Consider the following 19,145-nt stretch of genomic DNA (forward strand, 5'->3'; position numbering starts at 1 on the left):
ACGGCGCCCGACGCGGGACGGCCGGCCTACGTGAGACGGCAGCCGACGCGGAACGGCAGCCGAGGCGGAACGGTGGCCGAGGCGGGACGGTGGGCCTACGCAGAACGCCGGCGCTCCGCCTCAGCCCTTCCGGCGCATGCGCTTGAAGGCGAAGACCAGCGCTGCCCCACCGATGACGATGATCGCGCCGAGGGTGGCATTCCCCTGCTTCCCGCCGTCGCCCGCGCCGTCGGCGGTACCCCCGTCCCCTCCCCCGCCCGACGCGGAACTCCCGCCGCCGGAGGACGAGTTGCCGCCGGAGGCCGGGCCGCCGGTGTCCTTCTCCAGCTCCACCCGCACCACCCCGCTCCCCTTGCCCTCGGTGCCGAACATCAGCGCCTTGCCGTCCGCCGTGTAGGTCACCGACTCGGCCTGCCGCTGGAACGGCGCGCTGACCGAGCGCTCCTTACCCAGCCGGCCGTTCTGCCACGCGTAGGCACGCGCGCTGAAGTACGAGCGCAGCACCAACTCCTTACCGTCCGGCGAGAACGCCCCGTCCGTCACCCAGGGCACGTCGTCGATCCGCCGGAAGGTGTTCGTCCCGGACGAGGTCAGCTGGGCCGGGCCCTCGTACAGGCCGCCGCCGTTCTCGTTCTTCGAGGCGATATAGACCCGCCCGGTCTTGGGGTCGACCATCATCGACTCGGCGTCACGCGGCCCGTCGGCGTACTTCACGGTGAACTGCGTGGCGCGCACCGTCGCGTCCTTGAGCTGTTCGGGCTCGGGAAAGCGGTAGATCCACACGTGGTCCCAGGTGCCATTCAGGTTGTCGCCGATATCGCCGACATACACATTCCCATCGGGACCCATGGAGATGGCCTCTACATCCCGGGGCTTGCCCACGCCTTCGAGGGTGAGCGTCGCGACCGTCTCACCGGTCCTGGAGTCCACGGCATAGATCTGGGGCCCATAGCCACTGTCGTTATGTGTCCAGTAGACACCGGGATGGGCCCGGCTGGCGGCCAGACCGCTGGACTCGGTGATCCTCGAGTCCTTGATCGTGAAGCTCTGGTCGGGTGCCCCGTCGGCCGCCGCGGCGGGGGTGGCGGCGGGCGCGAGCACCACCGCCGAGGCCGTCGTGAGCAGTACGGCGGCGAGGGCACCGGCGGTGGCGGTGGCGGCACCGGAAACGCGCGGGCCGGGGTGGCACGGAAGCGAACGCATCCACCAAGACTGCCATCCCCGCACACACCGGCCGGTCCGGATGGCCGGTCAGCGAGTGTGGCCGCGCACCGCGTCGAGGAGCTGGTCGATGTCGTCCGCGCTGTGGGAGAAGGCGGTGACGAACCGGACGATCCCCGGCTCCCAGCGGTCGTGGTAGAAGGCGTAGCCCTCGGCGAGAAGTCCTTCGGTGACCTGCTGGGGCAGGCGGCAGAACAGGATGTTGGCCTGCGGCGTGGCCAGAAGGCCGGCGCCGGGGATGGCCTTGAGGCCGTCGCCGAGGCGGGTGGCCATCGCGTTGGCCTGGCGGGCGTTGCGCAGCCACAGGCCGTCGGTGAGGTACGCGTCGATCTGGGCCGTGTGGAAGCGCATCTTGGAGGCGAGCTGACCGGCGCGCTTGGCGCGGAAGGCGAGCTGGGTGGCGAGTGCGGGGTCGAACGAGACGATGGCGTCGGCGGTCATCGCGCCGTTCTTGGTGGCGCCGAAGGACAGCACGTCGATGCCGGCCTTCCAGGTCATCTCGGCCGGGGTGGCGCCGAGATGGTCCAGGGCGTTGGCGAAGCGCGCCCCGTCCATGTGGACGCGCAGCCCCGCGTCCTTGGCGATGGCGGACAGGCGGCGGATCTCCTCCAGGCTGTAGACGCTGCCGCTCTCGGTGGCCTGGCTGATGCTCACCACGGACGGCTGCACGCTGTGCACGTCACCGGCCCGGCGGCGCACCACCAGCTGCAACGCCTCGGGGGCGATCTTGCTGTCGGGACCCGGGACACCGACGAGTTTGGCGCCGCTGGTGAAGAACTCCGGAGCGCCGCATTCGTCGTGGTTGATGTGGCTGTCGGGGTGGGAGAGCACGCTGCCCCACGGCGGGGTGAGAGCGGCCAGGCTCAGACCGTTCGCGGCGGACCCGGTGGAGACCGGGAAGACATCGACGTCCCGTTCGAAGATCTCGCTCAGCCTGCGGCGGGCGCTCTCGGTGAAGGGGTCGTTGCCGTACGGCAGGACCTGCCCGGCCGCCGCGTCGGCGACGGCCTGGACTATCTGCGGGGACGCCCCGGCCATGTTGTCGCTGCTGAAGGCACGGCTGGAGGGGGTGATGGCGAGGGTGGCGCTCATGAGTGGTCTTCCTTGGTCTCAGGTGCTGATGGGGGAGGCGAAGACGACGGTGATGTCCACTTCCTCGGCACCGGTCCGGTAGAAGTGCGGGGCGTCCCCGGCGAAGGCGAGCATGTCTCCGGGTCCCAGTTCCTGTGGGGCGTCGACGGGGCCGGCGGTGACATGCCCGGTGGCGATGAGCAGGTGCTCGATCGTGCCGGTGGCATGCGGGACGCCGGGCAGCTCTGTCTCGGGCGGAATGCGCAGCCGCCAGATCTCCAGGCTGTTGCCGCTGCTGATACGGCGCAGCAGCTCCCGGGAGACCTCGCCGGGCTCGATGTCCGTACCCGGCCGGAAGACGGGGCCGGTGTCCGCGTCACGCGCCAGCAGGTCGGCGATCGGGATGCGCAGGGCGATCGCGATCGCGTCCAGGGTGTCGATCGTCGGATTGCCGTTGCCGGCCTCCAGCTGCGACAGCGTGGCCTTGCTCAGCCCGGCGCGCCGGGCCATCTCCGCGGCGCTCATGCCGCGCTGCTGGCGGCGCAGGCGGATCTTCGCGCCGACCGCTGCCGCGGTGCTGCTCACCGGCCGACGGCCGGACGACGGGGGCGTCATCAGCGGCTCCTGCGCGTGTCATCGAGGTGGACGCCGGCCCGTGCGTCTACCCGAGGGACGTCGATCGAGTGAACCATGCGTTCACTATACCGAACAACCCCACTATAACGAACCGGGCGTTCGTTACACCGAACGCTGAACACCGAACACTCTCGACCCAGGTCACGCCCACCGGGACCTACGCGCCCCCGGACTCCACCCCGAGCTGAGGGTCGACCGGTGCCCGGGTGAGCCGATTGGCCAGGGTCGACAGCGTGTACGCGCCGATGCCGAGGGCGCGGGGATGCGTACGGGTTCACGCCGAGGGGTAGTCGGGGTCACCCGGATCTCGTCATGGCGGGTGGGGGCCGCCCCACCCCGACTACCCCTCGGTCCTGACCGGTAGTCGAAAGCGATCCCCCACCTACCACCCCGCCCCCGCCCGGGGCCCAGCAACACCGCCATCCGGTACTCAGCCCTCCTGACCTGGATCGCGCTCCCCCGGAGACTTCTGGTTGTCACTCCGCGCACCAGCGGCCACAACCACACGACGGGGAATCGACCATGCCCGACCAGACTCGGCGGAACCTCATGCGCGGCGCGGCGGTGGCCGCCGCCGGAGGGTTCTTCGGCCTCCACAACGGGGCGCCTCTCGGCGCACGGGCGACCGCCGCCCCTTCCTCGGTACGCACCCCCTCCCCCACCCGCCCCTTCCTCGAAGGCCCCTTCGCTCCGGTGACGGACGAGCTCACCGCCTTCGATCTCCCCGTCACCGGCCGCATCCCCCGCGAGCTCAACGGCCGCTACCTGCGCAACGGCCCCAACGCCCTCGGCCTTGAGGACCCCCTGGCGCACCACTGGATGCTCGGCGACGGGATGGTTCACGGCGTACGCCTACGGAACGGCCGCGCCGAGTGGTACCGCAACCGCTGGATACGGTCGGCCGCCGTGGCCCGCAAGCTGGGCGAGCCGTACGACGGTCCGGTTCCGGAGGACGACTTCGCGACCAACACCCATGTGATCCCGTACAAGGGGCGCGTTCTGGCGGTGCAGGAGAGCGGGCCGCTGCCGTACGAACTCGACGACGAGCTGAACACCGTCGGCACGCACGACTTCGGCGGAACGCTGAGCGGCGCGTTCACCGCGCACACCAAGTTCGACGCGCGGGCCGACGAGTTGCACGCCATCACGTACTACCCGACGTGGGACCACGTCCGGCATCTCGTCGTGGACCGCACCGGCCGGGTCGTACGGACCACGAAGATCCCGGTGGCCGACAGCCCGATGATGCATGACTTCGCCCTGACCGAGAAGTACGTGGTCGTCTTCGACATGCCGGTCACCTTCGACCCCGTGGCGGCCGGGGCCGGCGGCGCCGTCCCGTACGTCTGGAACGACCGGCATCCGGCACGCGTCGGGGTGATGCCACGGGCCGGTGGCCGGATCCGCTGGTTCGAGGTGCCGTCCGCCTTCTACTCGCACACCCTCAACGCGTACGACGAGGGCTCATCCGTGGTCGTGGATCTCACCACCATGCCGGCGCCCTTCTTCGCGGCCGGCCGGGGCTCCGGGGGGCCCCACGGCGCTCGGAACCCCGTCCCTCGACCGCTGGACCATCGATCTCGCGCACGGCCGTGTGCGTACGCGGCGTCTCGACGACCGTCCGCAGGAATTCCCGCGCGTCAACGAGGCGTTGGTGTCCCGGCGGCATCGCTACGCGTACTCCGCCACGGCCGGGGCGATGTGGCAGGCGTACCTGACGGCGGACGGCGTCCCGCCGGACCGCGCCTTCGGCAACGCCCTGATCAAGCACGATCTGTTCCGCGGCACCACCGAGGTGCACCGCTTCCCCCGGGACGCGGCGGCGAGCGAGGCCGTGTTCGTACCGTCGCGGCCGGAGACCGGCGCCGCCGAGAGCACCCGCACCGAGGACGACGGCTACGCGCTCGCCTATGTGCACAACCCCGAGCGCGGGGCGGCCGATCTGGTCGTCCTCGCCTCCCAGGACTTCACGGGAGAGCCGGTCGCCCGTATCCATCTGCCGGGGCGGGTACCCCTCGGCTTCCACGGCAGTTGGATCCCCGACGCGTGACCGAGTGACGGCGCCACCGCGTAACGGTGTGATCGGGCGGCGGTCCAGCGCCTCACCGATCAGGTGGCCAGGGCTCGTCGGTAAGGTCGGCGCCGTCCTCACCGAAGCGAACCGAAACACACCGACCCAACGCCCCGCGCGTCGCGCGCCGCACCCATGGAGCCCGCCCCGTGCCCCAGACCCCGTCACCGGACCCGCTCTACCCGCCCACCACCCCCTACGACCACGGCATGCTCGACGTCGGCGACGGCAACCTCGTCCACTGGGAAGTCCGCGGCAATCCGCGGGGCAAGCCCGCGCTCGTCGTCCACGGCGGCCCCGGATCGGGAACCGGCCCGCATTCCGGGCGGTTGTTCGACCCCGAGCGCTACCGCACCGTCCTGTTCGACCAGCGCAACTGCGGACGCAGCACCCCGCACGCGAGCGACCCTGCCGTCGACCTGCGCCACAACACCACCGACCATCTCATCGCCGACATGGAGCGGTTGCGGATCCAGCTGGGGATCGACCGCTGGCTGCTGTTCGGCGGCTCCTGGGGCTCGACGCTGATCCTCGCGTACGCCGAGCGGCATCCGGAGCGCGTCTCCGAGATCGTCATCTCCGGGGTCACCACGACCCGGCGGTCGGAGATCGACTGGCTGTACGGGGGTGCCGGGCAGATCTTCCCCGAGCAGTGGGACCGCTTCCGCGCGGGCGTCCCGGAGGCCGAGCGCGGCGAACGCACCGCCGATCTCCTCGCCGCCTACGCCCGGCTGACGGAGCACCCCGACCCCGCCGTACGGGAGCGGGCCACGGCCGACTGGTGTGCCTGGGAGGACGCCGTGCTCTCCATGGAGCCGCACGGCTCGGCCCATCCGTACGGCGACCGGGAACCCGCCGCCCGGCGGGCCGTCGTACGCATCTGCGCGCACTACTTCTCGCACGGCGCCTGGCTCGACGAGGGCGCGCTGCTGCGCGACGCGGGGCGGCTGGCGGGGATCCCCGGCGTGCTGGTGCACGGCCGCTTCGATCTGGGCGCGCCCCTCGGCACGGCATGGGAGCTGGCACACGTCTGGCCGGACGCCCGGCTGGTCGTCATCGAGGACGCGGGACACAAGGGCAGCGCGGCGGAGCGTCGCGAAGTACGGTCGGCCCTCGACGCGTTCGCGAACGGAGACGAACCGAGACGGACCGGGACAGGCTGAGACAAGCAGAGACAGGCCGAGACGGACCGAGGCGGACTGACACGGACCGAGATGGACTGAGACGGACTGACACGGGCCCGAGGCGGCCACAAGGCCCAGCAGGGGTTGCTTCGAGTGCGCTCGAACGCGTTGGCTGTGGAGTCATGAAGTACACGCAGCTCGGACGCACCGGACTCAAGGTAAGCCGACTCGTCCTCGGGACGATGAACTTCGGCCCGCTCACCAACGAGGCCGACAGTCACACGATCATGGACGCCGCGCTCGACGCGGGCATCAATTTCTTCGACACTGCCAATGTCTACGGCTGGGGCGACAACAAGGGCCGTACCGAGGAGATCCTCGGCACCTGGTTCGCCAAGGGCGGCGACCGCCGCGACAAGGTCGTCCTCGCCACCAAGGTCTACGGGAACATGGGCGGCGACGGCCCCGCGTGGCCCAACCACGACAAGCTCTCCGCCCTCAATATCCGCCGCGCCGTCGACGCCAGCCTCAAGCGGCTCCAGACCGACCACATCGATCTCTACCAGTTCCACCACATCGACCGCGACACCCCGGTCGAGGAGATCTGGCAGGCCATCGACACCCTGATCCAGCAGGGCAAGATCCTTTACGCGGGTTCCTCCAACTTCCCCGGCTGGAAGATCGCCCAGACCAATGAGACGGCCCGCAGGCTCGGGTCGTACGGTCTGGTCAGCGAGCAGTGCCTGTACAACCTGGCCGAGCGCCGCGCCGAGATGGAGGTCATCCCGGCCGCGCAGGAGTACGGCCTCGGGGTCATCCCCTGGTCGCCGCTGAGCGGCGGTCTGCTGGGCGGCGCGATCCGCAAGGAGCGCGAGGGCGGCGGATCCCGTACGACCCAGGGCCGTTCGGGCAGCGGGCTCGCCAATACGACGATCCGGGCGCAGGTCCAGTCGTACGAGGACCTGCTCGACAAGCACGGCATCGACCCCGGCGAGGCGGCGCTGGCCTGGCTGCTCACCCGGCCCGGGGTGACGGGCCCGATCGTCGGCCCGCGGACGCTGGAGCAGCTGGAGTCGGCCCGGCGCGCGGTCGAGCTGGAGCTGTCGGAGGAGGTCCTGTCCGCGCTGGACGAGATCTTCCCGGGTCCTGGCCCGTCGCCGGAGGCCTTCGCCTGGTAGTGACTCCTGGTAGTGACGCCGTGTAGTGACGCCAGGCAGCCGCCCGCGAAGGTCGCGGCTGAGTGATGTAGCTGAGCGCGGCCGGGGCCGGTGACCGGTCCTGTCCGGCCGGACAGGACCTAACCGACCGCGGCCGCCACAGCGATGATCGCGAACATCAGCACAAGCACGCCCGCCATGATGCGGTTACGGGTTTTGGGGTCCACACGACGAGGTTAACGGCCGGGGGTGACGGCACCGACGCCCGGGTTACCCGTTACCCGTTACCCGGACGCCCCCGGCCGAGCGGCATGCGTGCGACCGCCTCGTACCGCGGCTGCTCCCGCGGCACCCCGCTCACCGGCAGCCGGCTGTGGACGAGCACCAGCTCGGCCACCTCCCACGGCGTGCCCTCGAACCCGCTCAGGGCCTCCGCGTACAGCCGCAGGTCCAGATCCAGGTCCAGGTCCACGTCCGTACCGCCACGGCCGCCACCACGGCTGCGCGCGAGCGTCAGATGTGCCTGGTAGTGGTGGTGCTCCTCCATCGGCACCCCGGCCCGCCGCGCCGCCGCACCGGCGCGCTCCGCGAGGAGGCGCATGTCGCCGATCCCCCCGGCGGCCCCGGCCCACAGGGCCCGCCCGCCGAAGTGCCCGCCCCCTTGAATACGGAACGGAAACGGCTCCGTACGCCGCGCGGCCCGCTCCAGGCGCTCGGTCAGATCGGGAAGCAGCCGGTCCTCGACCTCCCCCATGAAGGCGAGCGTGAAGTGCCAGCCGTCGCGGCCGGTCCACCGCAGGCCGTCGGCGCCGGGCAGACGCCGAAGCCGGTCCACGGCACGGTCCAGTTCCTCGACGGCTTCGGCGGGCGGCAGTACGGCGGCGAACAGTCTCATGGTCATGAACCTCACCTGCTCATGAAGCCGAGTCTCAGCCGAGTCTCCCAGCCGTCCGACACCGTACGTAACCCGGTCACCGTGCGTATCGACGTACTGATCGATACGGACCGCCGTCGCCTCACGCCGCCGTCGCCAGCTCCTCCTTCTTCGGTACGAACGCCACATGCGGCCGTCCGTCGCGCAGGCCGACCTTCAGCCGTACTCCCACCACCCGGGTCAGGATCAGGCCGATCGTCGCCGCCGCGAGCAGCGAGACCAGGCCGCCCGTGGCGAAGCCGACGCGGGCGCCGTACGTGTCGGTGACCCAGCCGAGGAGCGGGCCGCCGATGGGGGTGCCGCCGACGAAGACCATCATGTAGAGGCTCATCACGCGGCCCCGCATCTCGGGGTCGGACGCCATCTGGACGCTCGTGTTGGCGCTGATGTTGGTCGTCAGGCCCAGCATGCCGATGGGCAGGAGCAGCAGCGAGAACAGCCAGACCCACGGCGAGAAGGACACCACGATCTCCAGCACGCCGAAGGCCATCGCCGCGAGGACGAGCAGCCGCAGTCGGCTGGTGCCGCGCCGGGCGGCGAGCAGGGCGCCCGCCAGGGAACCGGCGGCCATCAGGATGTTGAAGAAGGAGTACAGCCCGGCGCCGCCGTCGTAGACCTCGTGCGCGAAGGCCGTCAGCCAGATCGGGAAGTTGAAGCCGAAGGTGCCGATGAAGCCGACGAGGACGATCGGCCAGATCAGCTCGGGGCGGCCCCGCACATAGTTCAGTCCCTCCCTGAGCTGGCCCTTTCCGCGCGGTACGCGGACGGACTTGTGCAGCTCGTGCTGGCGCATCAGCAGCAGGCCGGTGAGGGGGGCGATGAAGGACAGTCCGTTGAGCATGAACGCCCAGCCGCTGCCGACCGTGGTGATCAGGACGCCCGCGACGGCGGGGCCGATGAGCCGGGCGGACTGGAAGTTGGCCGAGTTGAGGCTGACCGCGTTGCGCAGCTGGCCCGGACCGACCATCTCGGAGACGAAGGACTGGCGGCTCGGGTTGTCGACGACCGTCACCATGCCGAGCAGGAAGGCGATCAGATAGACGTGCCAGACCTGGACATGTCCGGAGAGCGTCAGGACGGCGAGCGCGAGACCGCACAGGCCCATCGCGCCCTGCGTGAAGAGCAGGATCTGACGCTTCGGGTAGCGGTCGGCGATGACGCCGCCGTAGAGGCCGAAGAGCAGCATCGGCAGGAACTGGAGGGCCGTCGTGATGCCGACGGCCGCCGATGAGCCGGTCAGGCTGAGGACCAGCCAGTCCTGGGTGATCCGGGACATCCACGTACCGATGTTGGAGACGACGGCGCCCGTCGCGAACAGCCGGTAGTTGCGGATCTTCAGCGACGAGAACGTCCCGCCGCCGGTCGTGCGCTCGACGGCCGCGCCGTCGGATATCTCACCGTCAGGTATCTCACCGTCAGGTATCTCACGGTCGGGTATCGCACCGTCGGGTATCGCACCGTCGGATATGCCGCTGTCGGAGATGTCGCTGTCAGGTATGGCTATCCCGCTGTCGGGTGTGCCGCTGACGGGTGTGCCGCTGTCGGCTGTCGCGCCGGCGGGTGTGCCGCTGTCCCGCGGACAGCCGTCCCGCGTCGCACGCTCCGAAGTCGTCTTCTCCGAAGCCTTGTTGGCTCTGTCCGAGGTGGTGAGGTCGTGGGCGGATGTCGGTGCGGGGGCGGAGTCTGCTCCGGATCCCGTACTCAAAGTGGGTTCGCCTCCTTACGGCGCGCGGATTACAAGTGGGCGAGCTTCTCCAGTACGGGGGCGGCAGCGCGCAGCTTCGCCCACTCGTCATCGTCCAGGCCTTCAGCGAGGGACGCCAGCCAGACATTGCGTTTGCGACGGCTCTCTTCGAGCATCGCCTCGGCCCGCTCTGTCTGGCTGACCACCTTCTGCCGACGGTCGTCGGGGTGCGGCTCGAGCCTGACGAGACCCTTCGCCTCCAGCAGCGCCACGATGCGGGTCATCGACGGCGGCTGGACATGCTCCTTGCGCGCCAGCTCGCCCGGGGTCGCGGAACCGCAGCGGGCGAGGGTGCCCAGTACCGACATCTCGGTGGGACTCAGCGACTCGTCCACACGTTGGTGCTTCAGACGCCGGCCCAGCCGCATGACGGCGGAGCGAAGGGAGTTCACGGCGGCTTCGTTCTCGTCGCCGTGGAGCAGGTCAGGCATGTTTGTTAGCGTAACTCATTACCCAACCTAAATACCACCCGGCTACACACGCCTCACGACATGCCCCATAGCGACCGCGAAGATCATGCGAAGGATCACCCAAACGAGTGAGAGCGCTGCGGAAAGTGACACACCGGGGCGCGTACGGGCCCGACCCTGGTGCGTATGGGATCGACAGTGCTCAGCCTGCGGATCGACGGTGAGCTGCTCGACCGGCTCCGGCGGCATGCCGCCATACGCGGAATGAGCGTCCAGGACTATGTGGTCCGGACGCTCATTCGCGATGACTTCGACGAACGCTTCAAGTCGGCCGTCGAGGAGACGGAAAAGTTCTACGGAGTGAAGTGAGGCGGCCCCCGCGGACCCCGGGCCCGGCTCCGGGCCTGCCCCTGCCCCTGCCCCTGCGCCTCGCCCCGGCCCGCCCACCCCGGGCCGCCCCGGCCCCGGCCGCTACGTCAGACCGAGCGCCGGCATCGCGTAGTAGAAGACGAAGACCGCCGAGACGAGATACATCGCCACCGGCACCTCGCGCCCCCGCCCGGCCGCCAGCCGCAGCACGCTGAAGCTGATGAAGCCGATGCCGATGCCGTTGGTGATCGAGTACGTGAACGGCATCATCACCATCGCCAGGAAGGCCGGAACGGCGATGGTGAAGTCGCTCCAGTCGATGTCCCGTACCGAACCGGCCAGGATCAGGAAGCCGACCGCCACCAGAGCGGGCGTCGCCGCCTGGGACGGGACCATCGTCGCCAGTGGTGTGAGGAACAGCGCCACCGTGAAGAGCAGACCCGAGACGATGGAGGCCAGCCCCGTCCTCGCACCCTCGCCGACACCGGCCGTGGACTCCACGAAGCAGGTGTTCGCCGAGGCCGAGGACGCGCCGCCGGCCGCCACCGCGATGCCGTCGACGAAGAGGACCTTGTTGATTCCGGGCAGGTTCCCCCGCTTGTCCATCAGCTTGGCCTCGTCACCGACGCCGAGGATCGTGCCCATCGCGTCGAAGAAGGACGACAGCAGCACGGTGAAGACGAACAGCACGCCGGTCAGGATGCCGGCCTTCTCGAAGCCGCCGAACAGACTGAAGTCCCCGATCAGGCTGAAGTCCGGGGTCGAGACCGGATTCCCCGGCCACTTCGGGGTCGTCAGTCCCCAGCTCGGCACCTTCACGACCGCGTCGATGATCATCGCCAGGACCGTCATCGCGACGATGGAGATCAGGATCGCGCCCGGCACCTTGCGGATGATCAGCGCGAGCGTGAGCAGCACCCCGATGACGAAGACCAGCACCGGCCAGCCGTACAGATGCCCGTTGGAGCCGAGCTGGAGCGGCACGGTGGTCTGGGCGATGTCCGGGATACGCGACACGAAGCCGGAGTCGACCAGCCCGATCAGCATGATGAACAGGCCGATACCGATCGCGATGCCCTTGCGCAGCCCGAGCGGTACGGCGCTCATCACGCGCTCCCGCAGACCGGTCGCCACCAGCAGCATCACCACGAGACCCGCGAGTACGACCATGCCCATCGCGTCCGGCCAGCTCATCCTGGGGGCGAGCTGGAGGGCGACGACGGTGTTGATGCCCAGGCCGGCCGCCAGGGCGATCGGCACATTGCCGATGACCCCCATCAGCAGCGTGGAGAAGGCGGCGGTCAGTACGGTCGCGGTGACCAGCTGGCCGTTGTCGAGCTGATGCCCGTACATGTCCTTCGCGCTGCCGAGAATGATCGGGTTCAGCACGATGATGTACGCCATCGCAAAGAAGGTGGCGAAGCCGCCGCGTACCTCGCGGCCGACCGTGGAGCCACGCTCCGAGATCTTGAAGAACCGGTCCAGCCCGCCGGACGGCTGCCCGGGGGTCGGCGGCTGGGCATCGGAACCAACCGGAGCGGTGGCCGAGGGGGGCATGCGGAACCTCAGTCGTCGTACGAGAAGGACGTGCAGGACAAAGGACGTGCGGGACGTGCGGGACAGGCGGGACAGGCGGGACAGGCGGGACAGCTGAGCGGGGAAGAACAACGAGACAGGAATGAGCGGACGAGCGAGCGAAATCCAGCCGGACTTGGACATTCAAACGAACAAATCCAGTCAGCAAGAAACCGTTTCAGTATGAATACATGAGTCGAAGATCGCTATCTCCGCGCGTAGACCCCTCCCACGCCCACCTCCGCGGCCCCCTGGAGGCCCCGCATAGACTGACCGGCATGACCGGTTCTTGGACGGGAACTCCCCGGCGTGCGGCGCCCGAGCCCCTGGAGGGGCCGGTCGTCGGCACCATCACGGGCGGCACGATCATCTGGTTCGCCCTCTTCCTTCTCCAGCTCCCGTTCTATGGCTGGTTCAGTGACCATGGGCACACCTGGTGGATCTGGACCTGCCTCGCCGGCGGCGGGCTCGGGCTCATCGGCATCTGGTACGTACGGGGACGGGACGCGGCGATCAAGCGCGCGGCAGCCGCGGCGGCGAACACGCCGGACGGGACAGACGGGACGGACGGCTCCGACCACCCTCACGGCACCACCCCCTGACCGCGCCCGACCCCGACCGCGCCCCAGGCCCCTGACCGCGCCCGACCCCGACCGCGCCCCCGGCCAAAGTCGCGTCCCCGGCCCCCTCGCCGTACCGCCGGAGGACGATTCGCCTCATTCCCCGGTCGGATCTTCCCCCCGGCCGGCGGGTGAACGCGCGCGGCCGGCCGTACCGTCGAAACCATGACGCAGCGGGCGAAGATCGACACCGACGGCCCCGAGCCCCATGGCCCCGAGCCGCACGGCCGCGGATCTCACGGCCCGACCGACCCCACCGGCCCCACCGGCCCCACCGGCCCCACCGGTCCGACCGACCCGACCGGTCCGACAGACCCGACCGACCCCGCCCACCCCACCGGCCCGTCCGGCTCCGGTGGCCCGGTCGTCGACGCGGGCGCCGAACTCGACCCCGTACACCCCATGAGGCCGCCCCGGCCGAGCGATCGCCACAGCGGTCTGACCGCCGCCGAGGTGGCGCGGCATATCGCCCGCGGCGAGGTCAACGACGTCCCGGTCCGCAGCAGCCGCTCGCTCTCCGAGATCATCCGCGCCAACGTCTTCACCCGCTTCAACGCGATCATCGGCGTGCTCTGGGTGATCATGTTCTTCGTCGCGCCGATCCAGGACACCCTCTTCGGCTTCGTGATCATCGCCAACACCGGGATCGGCATCATCCAGGAGTGGCGCGCCAAGCGGACCCTGGACGGGCTCGCGGTCATCGGCGAGGCGAAGCCGACCGTACGGCGTGACGGCGTCTCCGCCGGGATCTCCACCAGTGAGATCGTCCTCGGGGACCTCATCGAACTGGGCCCCGGTGACAAGGTCGTGGTCGACGGCGAGATGGTCGAGGCCGACAGCATCGAGGTCGACGAGTCGCTGCTCACCGGCGAGGCCGATCCGGTGCTGAAACGCCCCGGCGACCAGGTGATGTCCGGCAGCTTCGTGGTCGTGGGCGGCGGCGCGTTCCGGGCGACCAAGGTCGGGCGCGATGCCTATGCCGCGCAGCTCGCGGAGGAGGCGTCCCGCTTCACGCTGGTCGACTCCGAGCTGCGCAACGGCATCAGCACGATCCTGAAGTACGTCACGTGGATGATGATCCCGACCGCCCTCGGACTGATCATCAGCCAGCTGGTCGTCCAACAGAACGACTTCAAGAACTCCGTCGCCAGGACCGTCGGCGGCATCGTCCCGATGATCCCCGAGGGCCTCGTCCTGCTGACCTCCGTCGCCTTCGCGATCGGGGTCATCCGGCTCGGCCGCAAACAGTGCCTGGTACAGGAGCTGCCCGCCATCGAGGGGCTGGCGCGCGTCGATGTCGTCTGCCTCGACAAGACGGGCACGCTCACCGAGGGCGGGATGGACGTCCGCGAGCTGCGCCCGCTGAACGGCGCGGACGTGACGTACGTACGGCAGGTCCTCGGCGCGATCGGGCAGTCCGACCCGCGCCCGAACGCCAGCCTCCGGGCGATCGTCGACGCGTACCGCGACGAGAGCGGGCGGTGGCCCGTCACGCAGGCGCTGCCCTTCTCCTCCGTGCGCAAGTACAGCGGCGCCGCCTTCGGCGAGCCGGCCGGCGCATCCTCCCGCTGGCTGCTCGGCGCGCCCGATGTGCTGCTGGCCTCCGACGATCCCGCGCTCGCCGAGATCGACCATCTCAACCAGCAGGGTCTGCGCGTCCTGCTGCTCGCCCGCACCGACCGTGCGCTGGACGCCCCCGACGCCGCCTCCGGGGCCCGCGCGACCGCCCTCGTCGTCCTGGAGCAGCGGCTGCGGCCCGACGCCGCCGACACCCTCGCCTACTTCGCGGAACAGGACGTCGCCGCCAAGGTCATCTCCGGCGACAACGCGGTCTCGGTCGGCGCCGTGGCCGGAAAGCTCGGCCTCCCGGGCGCGGAGCACACGGTCGACGCCCGCCACCTGCCCGCCGACCGGGCGGAGATGGCCGAGGCGCTCGACTCCGGCGCGGTCTTCGGCCGGGTCACCCCCCAGCAGAAACGCGACATGGTCGGCGCGCTCCAGTCACGCGGGCATACGGTCGCGATGACCGGGGACGGCGTCAACGACGTCCTGGCGCTGAAGGACGCGGACATCGGCGTCTCGATGGGCTCGGGCTCGGAGGCGACGCGCGCCGTCGCCCAGATCGTGCTGCTGAACAACAGCTTCTCGACGCTGCCGTCGGTGGTCGCCGAGGGCCGCAGGGTCATCGGCAACATCACGCGCGTGGCGACGCTCTTCCTGACGAAGACGGTCTACTCGGTGCTGCTGGCGATCCTGGTGGCCTGTTTCCAGGTGGAGTACCCGTTCCTGCCGCGCCATCTGACGCTGCTCTCCACGCTGACGATCGGCATCCCGGCGTTCTTCCTGGCGCTGGCCCCGAACACCGAGCGCGCGCGGCCGAACTTCGTTCGCAGGGTGATGCGGTACGCGATCCCCTCCGGGGTCATCGCGGCGATCGCCACCTTCGTCACGTATCTGCTGGCCCGGAGCCACTATTCGGGCCCCGGCGCCCTGAACGCGGAGACCAGCGCGGCCACGCTCACGCTGTTCCTGGTCTCCATGTGGGTGCTGGCGATCGTGGCGCGCCCCTACACCTGGTGGCGGATCGGCCTGGTGGTGTCCATGGGAGTGGCGTTCCTGGTGGTGCTGGCCGTGCCGTGGCTCCAGCACTTCTTCGCGCTGAGACTGGTGGGTACGACGATGCCGTGGACGGCGGTCGCCATCGCGGTGGTGGCAGCGGCGGCGCTGGAGTTCTGCTGGCGGTGGGTGGGCCGCAGATTCACGGCATAGTCCCCGGCGCCCCGCGAGGTGGCGGCGCCGGGGCACTTCTCCCGGAGCCGGCCGCCGGCCGGCCGACGGCCCCCGTCAGTCGAACCAGCGGTCCCTGGCCAGCTCCGCCGTCCGCGACGGATCCTCCAGCAGCGCCGCCACCTCGAAGCGCCTCGGCCACTGGCCCGCCGCCCAGGCGAGCCCCGCCGCCACACCCTCCAGCGTCGCCGCGTGCAGCACTCCGTCCGGCGTGCGGCGCCAGTCCAGCTCGACGCCGCCCACGAGGAGCTCCTCGTGCTCCACATAGGTGTCGGGGGTGACCGCGCCGAGCAGTACGCGCACGGACTCCGGGACGGTGTGCTCCTCGCCCTCCGTCGTCACCTCCGCCGCACCGGCCACCACCTCGCTCAGCCGCCGCACCTGAAGCAGGTCGGCCAGCTCGCCCACCCGGGCCGGCGACACCGGCAGCAGCGGCAGCCCGCCCGCCAGCGGCAGCAGATCGGGCGCGTCCGCGATCACCGCGTCCGCCGCGTCGGCCACCCGTACCTCGCCGTCGACGACCGCGCGCAGCTCGTCCGGGAGCGTCACCTGCTCGGGATCGAGGTCCGCGAGCGCCGTGTAGAGCCCGAGCAGCTGCTCCGGGCTCACCTCACGCTCCGGCTCGGCCAGCCTCCCCAGCAGCTCCGCCGCGCCGCCGGGCTCGTCCAGCAGCGCGGCGACCGAGGTCCGTACCCCGAGCGCCCGCAGCACCTGCGCGTCGTCGAAGCCCGTCGCGTCCACGGAGTCGTACAGCCCCGCCAGCAGCGGGTCACCGCTCGCGGCCCGCAGTCCGGCCGGGCGGCGCCCGTCGAGTACGGGATGGTCGCGCAGCCACCACGCGGTGTACGAACGCACCGCCTCCGTCGTACCGTCCGGCAGCAGCACCCGTACGGACTGGGTCAGCGCGTCCCGCAGCGGCGGCCGTGCCAGCAGCGCCAGCGCCCGCGGCCACGCGTCGTCGTCGACCAGGTCCAGGTCCCGTACGGCCACGATCTCCGTCGCGACCGGCGGTACGGGCGTCTCCGGCAGCCGGTCCAGTACGTCCTCGCACCACACGTCGACGGCGTCCAGCAGCCCGGCGTCGTCGGGCTCGGCGAAGTCCCCTTCGCGGGGCTCCAGTTCATCGGGGTCCAGCACGACGTCCGTGGCCCGTACGAGCGCGAAGTCCGCCAGGACACCGCACGCGGCCAGTGGCTGCCCGCCCCAGCGCTCGGCCAGCTCCGCGTCACAGAAGGCGAGTTCGCCCTCGCGGAGCACGGACGCGAACGAGCCGCCGGGCAGCACCAGTTCACCGGCCGGCGCCAGCTCCCCGTCCTCGTCGGTCAGCGCCAGCGCGCCGAGCCACGGCTCGTCCCCCGCCTCCAGACCGGCGTCCCGTACGAGACCGAGCACGATCTCGGCGAGTTCCTCCGCGTCGGGCGTGTCGGCGTCCTCGTCCCAGACCTCGCCCGCGTCCAGCGAAGCGGCGACCGCCGCGCGCACCTGCGGGGTCGTCAGTACGGCACGAGGCGTGGCGGGCAGCGCGCCCAGCTTCTCCAGCAGCGGATGCGCGGCCTCCGGATGCGCCACCTTCAGCCCCAGCCGGGCCAGTTCGGCCGACCCCACGGCGTCGGGCAGCGGCAGCAGGATCTGGCGCGGCCCGATCGTCGTACGCCCATTGGCCAGCGGCACCGGCAGCCCGGACAGCCGCTCGGGATCGACGCCCGCGAGCGACTCGTACAGCCGCCACCACCAGGCCGGCGGGCGCTCGGCGCCCGCGATCCGCTCGATGGCCTCGCCGAGCGGCAGCCGCCCGACGCCCAGCGTGCGCAACTCCACCCGCCGCTCGAACCCGGCGGGCAGCAGCGTCGGCAGCACCTCCGCCAGCACGCTCACGGTGTCGGCGCCCGCGCCCTCCACGACCTCCGCCTCGAACGGCCGCAGCGCGGTCAGCTCCTCGCTCGGAGCCGCCGGGGCGAGGAAGGCCACCCGGGGCAGCCGCTCCAGGATCGCGGCCCGCAGCCGGCCGTCCAGCTCACCCTTGCCGAGCGGGCCCGGCACCAGATCGATGGTGCCGGTCGAGACCGGCTCCCAGCCCCGCAGCAGCTCCGCGAACGCGTCGGCCGCCTTCCCGACCAGGAAGTCGGTGAGCGGTCCCGGCGCGGGATGGCGCCGCGTGGTGTCGAGCGGCAGCGAGGCGATCAGCAGCGCGGGCACACCGAGCGGCTCGTCCGTGGGCGTCGGCGCGTGCACGACGGGCGCGGTACGGGGCCGCACCGGGGCGCCCTCGCCGTCCACGGGCACGGCCCAGGTGACGGACCAGTGGGGCCGCAGCCGCTCCTCGACGGGCCGCCCTTCGAGCAGCGCGGGCGGCGTCGCGCCCTGGTGACCGACGACCCGCCAGCGGTGCGTGGCGCCGTCCGCGCTGTCGTCCACGTCGACGTACGGCCCGTCCTGTGAGCGGCGCAACACCCGCTCCCCGTCCGGGGTTTCGATCACGACCTCGGCGAGTCCGGCGAGCGTCAGCAGCAGCGCGTCATCGACCCCGGCGAGGAGCCGCGCCACCAGATCGGCGGCGGTGCCGTCCCGCAGCGGCAGGATCACCACCGTGTCGTACCCGTCGGGGGCCGTGCCCTCCGCCGGCAGCGGCAGCCTCAGCAGCGGTACGTGCCCGTCACGGCGCCGCAGTTCGTCCCCGAGCCCGGGGCTCGCCTGGGCGACCCGCCCGGCCAGCTCACGGGCCTCCGCGAGCGACCAGCGGACCCCGCCGTGCCGTCCGATGACGGCGGGCTCGTCGCTGACGGCGAGCACGGCGGCGAACCCGACCCCGAACCGGCCGACGGCGCTCTCGTGCCCCTCGCGCTTGGCCGAGGCCCGCAGCGTACTGAGCGACTCGACGCCGGTCGCGTCGAGCGGCGCGCCGGTATTGGCGGCGACGAGCACGGCGGGGGCGGTGGCGTCGGGGCCGCCGGGACGCAGGGTCAGCCTGAGCCGGCCGGGCACGCCGGCGCGGGCGGCGGCGTCGGCGGCGTTCTGGGCCAGCTCGATGACGAGCCGGTCGCGGTAGCCGCCGAGCGCGAGGTCTTCCTCGGCGTTGGCGTCCTCCCGGAACCGCGCGGGGCTGGCACCCCAGGCATCGAGCACCCCACGCCGCAGCCGGGCCGTCCCGAACGGGTCGGCCCCTTCGGTGGTCCTGACGCTCACGCTGTGACTCCGCTCTTTCGCTGTCGCGTACGTGCGGGCCGAAGGTACCGCGAGGCGCCGTCCGGCGGGGGTGCGGGGGCGGTGCGCCGTCCGGCGGGGGGTGCGGTGCGCCTCCGGCGGGGGGTGCGGTGCGGTCGCCGGGTTGCGGTTGCGTTGTCGTGGGCCGGGGGCCGGGGTCTCCGGAGGTACATGTCCGGACGGCATGATTTACGGCGCGACTCTGCCCTGACGATGGTTCGGGCG

At 71.2% G+C, this 19,145-nt stretch carries 14 protein-coding genes and 2 pseudogenes; 7 read left to right on the forward strand and 9 right to left on the reverse strand.

Annotated elements, in window-relative coordinates; translation table 11 throughout:
* Nucleotides 1–120: 120 nt before the first annotated feature.
* From ACIOGX_RS19885 to ACIOGX_RS19900, 4 genes and pseudogenes are all read right to left on the reverse strand, one after another.
* Nucleotides 121–1,203, reverse strand: coding sequence for a WD40 repeat domain-containing protein (locus ACIOGX_RS19885; RefSeq protein WP_401914793.1), 1,083 nt, complete (start codon nt 1,201–1,203; stop codon nt 121–123).
* A 48-nt stretch (nt 1,204–1,251) separates the two neighbouring features.
* Nucleotides 1,252–2,313 carry a threonine aldolase family protein gene (locus ACIOGX_RS19890; RefSeq protein ID WP_401914795.1) on the reverse strand — a complete coding sequence of 354 codons (1,062 nt, stop codon included), beginning with the start codon at nt 2,311–2,313 and terminating at the stop codon, nt 1,252–1,254.
* A gap of 18 nt (nt 2,314–2,331) precedes the next feature.
* Nucleotides 2,332–2,907: an XRE family transcriptional regulator gene (locus ACIOGX_RS19895; protein WP_356515067.1), complete on the reverse strand. Its 576-nt coding sequence runs from the start codon at nt 2,905–2,907 to the stop codon at nt 2,332–2,334.
* Between the two features lie 178 nt (nt 2,908–3,085).
* A pseudogene (locus ACIOGX_RS19900) lies at nt 3,086–3,181 on the reverse strand (carboxymuconolactone decarboxylase family protein); the annotation flags it as partial.
* A 296-nt stretch (nt 3,182–3,477) separates the two neighbouring features.
* Here ACIOGX_RS19900 and ACIOGX_RS19905 point away from each other — a divergent pair.
* The 4 genes and pseudogenes from ACIOGX_RS19905 to ACIOGX_RS19920 form a co-directional block, all read left to right on the forward strand.
* Nucleotides 3,478–4,371: pseudogene (locus tag ACIOGX_RS19905) on the forward strand (carotenoid oxygenase family protein); the annotation flags it as partial.
* A 151-nt stretch (nt 4,372–4,522) separates the two neighbouring features.
* A complete protein-coding gene (locus ACIOGX_RS19910; protein WP_401914798.1) occupies nt 4,523–4,978 on the forward strand; it encodes a carotenoid oxygenase family protein in 456 nt (151 codons plus the stop codon).
* Between the two features lie 170 nt (nt 4,979–5,148).
* Nucleotides 5,149–6,162, forward strand: coding sequence for a prolyl aminopeptidase (pip, locus tag ACIOGX_RS19915; protein WP_401914800.1), 1,014 nt, complete (start codon nt 5,149–5,151; stop codon nt 6,160–6,162).
* Nucleotides 6,163–6,305: 143 nt separating this feature from the next.
* Nucleotides 6,306–7,301 (forward strand): aldo/keto reductase, encoded by a 996-nt coding sequence (locus tag ACIOGX_RS19920; protein WP_129767054.1) that lies wholly within the window; start codon nt 6,306–6,308, stop codon nt 7,299–7,301.
* A gap of 256 nt (nt 7,302–7,557) precedes the next feature.
* On the opposite strand, the gene thpR is transcribed toward ACIOGX_RS19920, so the two are convergent.
* The 3 genes from thpR to ACIOGX_RS19935 form a co-directional block, all read right to left on the reverse strand.
* A complete protein-coding gene (gene thpR / locus ACIOGX_RS19925) occupies nt 7,558–8,175 on the reverse strand; it encodes an RNA 2',3'-cyclic phosphodiesterase (protein WP_401915123.1) in 618 nt (205 codons plus the stop codon).
* Between the two features lie 121 nt (nt 8,176–8,296).
* Nucleotides 8,297–9,622: an MFS transporter gene (locus tag ACIOGX_RS19930; RefSeq protein WP_356515191.1), complete on the reverse strand. Its 1,326-nt coding sequence runs from the start codon at nt 9,620–9,622 to the stop codon at nt 8,297–8,299.
* A gap of 326 nt (nt 9,623–9,948) precedes the next feature.
* On the reverse strand, nt 9,949–10,389 hold the full coding sequence (locus ACIOGX_RS19935) for a MarR family winged helix-turn-helix transcriptional regulator (protein WP_030351310.1): 441 nt from the start codon (nt 10,387–10,389) through the stop codon (nt 9,949–9,951).
* A 165-nt stretch (nt 10,390–10,554) separates the two neighbouring features.
* On the opposite strand from ACIOGX_RS19935, the gene ACIOGX_RS19940 reads away from it, so the two are divergent.
* Nucleotides 10,555–10,737, forward strand: a complete 183-nt coding sequence (locus tag ACIOGX_RS19940) for a ribbon-helix-helix protein, CopG family (protein WP_326611748.1) — start codon at nt 10,555–10,557, stop codon at nt 10,735–10,737.
* A gap of 102 nt (nt 10,738–10,839) precedes the next feature.
* Here ACIOGX_RS19940 and ACIOGX_RS19945 read toward each other — a convergent pair whose 3' ends face one another.
* Complete coding sequence (locus ACIOGX_RS19945; RefSeq protein WP_383962470.1) at nt 10,840–12,294, reverse strand: NCS2 family permease; 1,455 nt, start codon at nt 12,292–12,294, stop codon at nt 10,840–10,842.
* 296 nt (nt 12,295–12,590) lie between these two features.
* On the opposite strand from ACIOGX_RS19945, the gene ACIOGX_RS19950 reads away from it, so the two are divergent.
* Entirely contained in the window at nt 12,591–12,914 is a 324-nt protein-coding gene (locus ACIOGX_RS19950) for a DUF2530 domain-containing protein (protein WP_401914804.1), read from the forward strand.
* 420 nt (nt 12,915–13,334) lie between these two features.
* The gene (locus ACIOGX_RS19955; RefSeq protein ID WP_356515189.1) at nt 13,335–15,701 is read left to right on the forward strand and encodes an HAD-IC family P-type ATPase; all 2,367 of its coding nucleotides are present in this window, start codon (nt 13,335–13,337) and stop codon (nt 15,699–15,701) included.
* 75 nt (nt 15,702–15,776) lie between these two features.
* On the opposite strand, the gene ACIOGX_RS19960 is transcribed toward ACIOGX_RS19955, so the two are convergent.
* Nucleotides 15,777–18,902 carry a sacsin N-terminal ATP-binding-like domain-containing protein gene (locus tag ACIOGX_RS19960; protein WP_401914807.1) on the reverse strand — a complete coding sequence of 1,042 codons (3,126 nt, stop codon included), beginning with the start codon at nt 18,900–18,902 and terminating at the stop codon, nt 15,777–15,779.
* Nucleotides 18,903–19,145: the final 243 nt, after the last annotated feature.

Source organism: Streptomyces sp. NPDC088147, from assembly GCF_044741565.1.
Classification (GTDB): domain Bacteria; phylum Actinomycetota; class Actinomycetes; order Streptomycetales; family Streptomycetaceae; genus Streptomyces.

Excerpts from the sequence above, each read along its gene's own strand:
- ACIOGX_RS19955 (WP_356515189.1), top strand. The coding sequence starts at position 13,335 with ATGAGGCCGCCCCGGCCGAGCGATCGCCACAGCGGTCTGACCGCCGCC.
- ACIOGX_RS19920 (WP_129767054.1), top strand. The coding sequence starts at position 6,306 with ATGAAGTACACGCAGCTCGGACGCACCGGACTCAAGGTAAGCCGACTC.
- ACIOGX_RS19885 (WP_401914793.1), bottom strand. The coding sequence starts at position 1,203 with ATGCGTTCGCTTCCGTGCCACCCCGGCCCGCGCGTTTCCGGTGCCGCC.
- ACIOGX_RS19890 (WP_401914795.1), bottom strand. The coding sequence starts at position 2,313 with ATGAGCGCCACCCTCGCCATCACCCCCTCCAGCCGTGCCTTCAGCAGC.
- ACIOGX_RS19945 (WP_383962470.1), bottom strand. The coding sequence starts at position 12,294 with ATGCCCCCCTCGGCCACCGCTCCGGTTGGTTCCGATGCCCAGCCGCCG.
- ACIOGX_RS19940 (WP_326611748.1), top strand. The coding sequence starts at position 10,555 with ATGGGATCGACAGTGCTCAGCCTGCGGATCGACGGTGAGCTGCTCGAC.
- ACIOGX_RS19935 (WP_030351310.1), bottom strand. The coding sequence starts at position 10,389 with ATGCCTGACCTGCTCCACGGCGACGAGAACGAAGCCGCCGTGAACTCC.
- ACIOGX_RS19950 (WP_401914804.1), top strand. The coding sequence starts at position 12,591 with ATGACCGGTTCTTGGACGGGAACTCCCCGGCGTGCGGCGCCCGAGCCC.
- ACIOGX_RS19895 (WP_356515067.1), bottom strand. The coding sequence starts at position 2,907 with ATGACGCCCCCGTCGTCCGGCCGTCGGCCGGTGAGCAGCACCGCGGCA.
- thpR (WP_401915123.1), bottom strand. The coding sequence starts at position 8,175 with ATGAGACTGTTCGCCGCCGTACTGCCGCCCGCCGAAGCCGTCGAGGAA.